This is a genomic window from Phocaeicola coprophilus DSM 18228 = JCM 13818 (genome assembly GCF_000157915.1).
GTDB classification, from domain to species: domain Bacteria; phylum Bacteroidota; class Bacteroidia; order Bacteroidales; family Bacteroidaceae; genus Phocaeicola; species Phocaeicola coprophilus.
Genome location: NZ_EQ973632.1, coordinates 167,873 through 171,426 on the forward strand (window position 1 = coordinate 167,873; position 3,554 = coordinate 171,426).

Below are 3,554 nucleotides of genomic sequence, written 5' to 3' on the forward strand. Positions count from 1 at the left end.
ACTGGCTTTTTGTTCCATTGACTTTGGGACTGGCCGTTGTGATGGGAACGATGGAGACATTGTATGTACGTACCGGAGATGAGTTCTGGAAGCGGACGGTTCAGTTCTGGATGCGTTTGTTTGGAATTAATTTTGCAGTGGGGGTAGCCACCGGACTGATCCTGGAATTCCAGTTTGGAACGAACTGGAGTAACTATTCCTGGTTCGTCGGTGATATTTTCGGAGCTCCGCTTGCTATCGAAGGGATCGTTGCTTTCTTTATGGAAGCCACCTTTATTGCGGTCATGTTCTTTGGATGGAATAAGGTAAGCAAGCGTTTCCATCTGGCTTCTACCTGGCTGACGGGACTGGGAGCAACCTTTTCGGCATGGTGGATTCTGGTGGCCAACTCCTGGATGCAATATCCGGTTGGAATGGAATTTAATCCGGAAACGATGCGTAATGAGATGGTAGACTTCCTGGCGGTTGCTTTTTCACCGGTAGCCGTGATGAAATTTCTGCATACGGTTTTGAGCAGCTGGATTGTGGGAGCAGTCTTTGTGATCGGTGTAAGTGCATGGTTCCTGATCCGGAAACGTGAAACCCGTTTTGCGCTGGCCAGTATCAGGGTGGCTGGAGTGATCGGGCTGATTGCCGCTCTTGTAACAGCCGGAACCGGAGACAAGTCGGCTTATCAGGTGGCGCAAGTGCAGCCGATGAAACTTGCAGCGATGGAGGCTTTGTATGACGGCGGCACTCATGAACCGCTGACCGTGGTCGGAAGTCTGAAGATTCCCGAAATGCTGTCATATCTGGCTACACATGAGACTGCCGGTTATGTGCCGGGTATCAATAACATCCTGGCCGGAGGTTATGAAACTCCTGATGGAAAGACTGCTCTTTCTGCAGAAGAGAAGATAGCCTGTGGGAAAAAAGCAATTGCTGCACTGGCTGATTTCCGGAAAGCCCGTGAAGCTGGTGATGAGGCTTCTATGGCGGCTGCCCGTCAGGTGCTCGATGAAAACATGCCTTATTTCGGATACGGATACATCAAGGACCCGGCGTCTCTGGTACCTCATGTGGGGCTGATGTTCTGGTCATTCCGCGTAATGGTCGGACTGGGTGTTTATTTCATTGCTTTCTTTGCCGTGGTCTTATTCCTGGGCTGGAAAAAACAGCTGGAGCGGTTTAACTGGCTTCACTGGCTGGCAGTGTGGAGTATCCCGCTTGCCTATATTGCCAGTCAGGCAGGGTGGATTGTAGCCGAAGTCGGACGTCAGCCCTGGACAATTCAGGACATGTTGCCGGTTGGTGCCGCGATTTCCCGTCTGGAAACCGGTTCAGTACAGACCACCTTCTTTATCTTCTTAATCATGTTTACCGTTCTGCTTGTGGCTGAGATCGGCATTATGCTGAAAGCAATTAAGAAGGGTCCGGGAGCAATAGAATAAATCAAGATTAAAATAATACAGGAAAATTATGGATGCAACTTATATCTTTTTACAACAATACTGGTGGTTTCTGGTGTCTTTGCTGGGAGCCCTGTTAGTGTTTTTGTTGTTTGTTCAGGGAGGAAATTCCCTATTATTTACATTGGGACGTACGGAAGAAGAGCGCACCATGCTGGTAAACTCTACCGGACGGAAGTGGGAGTTTACCTTTACGACACTGGTTACTTTCGGAGGAGCTTTCTTTGCTTCTTTCCCATTGTTCTACAGCACCAGTTTCGGAGGTGCCTACTGGTTATGGATGATCATTCTGTTCAGCTTCGTATTGCAGGCCGTTTCTTATGAATTCCAGTCCAAGCTGGGAAATCTGCTGGGCAAGCGTACCTATCAGCGTTTTCTGGTTCTGAATGGGATTGTCGGACCTCTTCTGCTGGGAGCAGCGGTAGCGACTTTTTTCAATGGCTCGAATTTTATGGTCAGCAAAGGAAATCTGACTGACGAGATGATGCCTGTCATCAGCCAGTGGGCCAACGGCTGGCATGGGCTGGATGCTTTTGCTGATCCGTGGAATCTGGTTCTTGGTTTTGCCGTATTCTTCCTTGCCCGTCTGCTCGGTACACTTTATTTCCTGAACAATATCCGTCATGAAGATCTCAATCTCAGAAGCCGCCGGCAGCTGGTGAGTGATGCTGTTCCTTTCCTGGTATTCTTTCTGGCTTTCGTGATCCGTACTTTGTTGAAAGACGGTTTTGCCGTAGTTCCGGAAACAGGTGAAATATATATGGAACCGTTCAAGTATTTCCATAACCTGCTGGCCATGCCTTATCTGCTGGTATTGTTCCTGCTGGGAGTTGCCGGTGTTTTGTGGGGGATAGGGAAGAGCATCTTCTGCAAACAGTATGTCCGGGGTATCTGGCCGGCCGGAATCGGTACGGTATTGACAGTACTGGCTTTGCTGCTGACCGTAGGGTATAATCACACAGCCTATTATCCGTCTACGGCTGACCTGCAAAGTTCGCTGACTCTGGCAAACAGTTGCTCCAGTCAGTTCACTCTGACTACGATGGCATACGTGTCTGTTCTGGTTCCTTTCGTGTTGGCATATATCATTTATGCCTGGCGTGCCATTGACCGCAAGCCGATTACGGCAGACGAGATGAAGGAACATGACCATACATATTGATAAAGAATTTGGAAACCTGCGGGGCATGCAATATACCGAATAATGGGGATTGCATGTCCCGTATGAATTGTCTTACTTTGCATCCCGAGAAACAGATGAATAGTGTATTGAATATGTGTAGACCGAGAAGTTATAAATCGACTGATAAAATGAGCGACCTGATCTGTGAGAATTATGCCCTGTTGCAGGTGCTGAGCCGTTTCGGCGTATCACTGGGTTTCGGGGACAAGTCGGTCAGGGAGGTCTGCGAGATGAATGGAGTCGACTGCAATACTTTTTTGATTGTGGTGAACTTTCTGACAGAAGAGAACGACCGGATGCAGGATCATCTGGAGGAACTGTCGGTTCCGGCTCTGATGACTTACCTGAAGAATGCCCATCATTATTTCCTGGATTTTCAGCTGCCTGCCATCCGGAAGAAGCTGATTGAAGCGATCGACTGTTCCGGGGAGAATGAAGTTGCTTTTCTGATCATTCAGTTCTATGATGCGTATGTCAATGAGGTACGCAAGCACATGGAATATGAAAACGAAAAAGTGTTTGTCTATGTTGAGCAGCTGCTCCGGGGAGAACATCCCGAGGGATACAGCATCGGTGTCTTTGCAAGACATCATGATCAGATCAATGCCAAGCTGACTGAACTGAAAAATATTATCATCAAATATTATCCGGCCAGCGGTGACAATCAGTTGCTGAATGCGACCTTGTTCGATATATTCAGTTGTGAAGAAGATCTGGCTTCGCACAACCGGGTGGAAGATTACCTGTTTGTGCCTGCCATTATGGAGCTGGAAAAGGAGGCAAAATGAAATCGCAGGAAATCATACATATAGCTGTGGCTGAAACGTCCATGATCGTCCGTTCAGGACTGGTTGCTGTTTTGAAGCGTCTGCCGGACTTAAATGTGCAGACCGTGGAGATAACTTCGAAAGAGGGGTTGCAGC

3 protein-coding genes are annotated in these 3,554 nt (G+C 48.3%); all 3 read left to right on the forward strand.

What is annotated here, in order from left to right; all coding sequences use genetic code 11:
• Nucleotides 1-1,430, forward strand: a 1,430-nt coding sequence (locus BACCOPRO_RS02295) for a cytochrome ubiquinol oxidase subunit I (protein ID WP_008140524.1), incomplete at its 5' end; no start/stop codon positions are given.
• A gap of 28 nt (nucleotides 1,431-1,458) precedes the next feature.
• Entirely contained in the window at nucleotides 1,459-2,610 is a 1,152-nt protein-coding gene (locus BACCOPRO_RS02300; protein ID WP_008140525.1) for a cytochrome d ubiquinol oxidase subunit II, read from the forward strand.
• A gap of 113 nt (nucleotides 2,611-2,723) precedes the next feature.
• On the forward strand, nucleotides 2,724-3,419 hold the full coding sequence (locus tag BACCOPRO_RS02305) for a hemerythrin domain-containing protein (RefSeq protein WP_040311068.1): 696 nt from the start codon (nucleotides 2,724-2,726) through the stop codon (nucleotides 3,417-3,419).
• Nucleotides 3,420-3,554 lie beyond the last annotated feature (135 nt).

Bases quoted from the DNA above. Each gene is read 5' to 3' on its own strand.
- BACCOPRO_RS02300 (WP_008140525.1), top strand. From the start codon at position 1,459: ATGGATGCAACTTATATCTTTTTACAACAATACTGGTGGTTTCTGGTG.
- BACCOPRO_RS02305 (WP_040311068.1), top strand. From the start codon at position 2,724: ATGTGTAGACCGAGAAGTTATAAATCGACTGATAAAATGAGCGACCTG.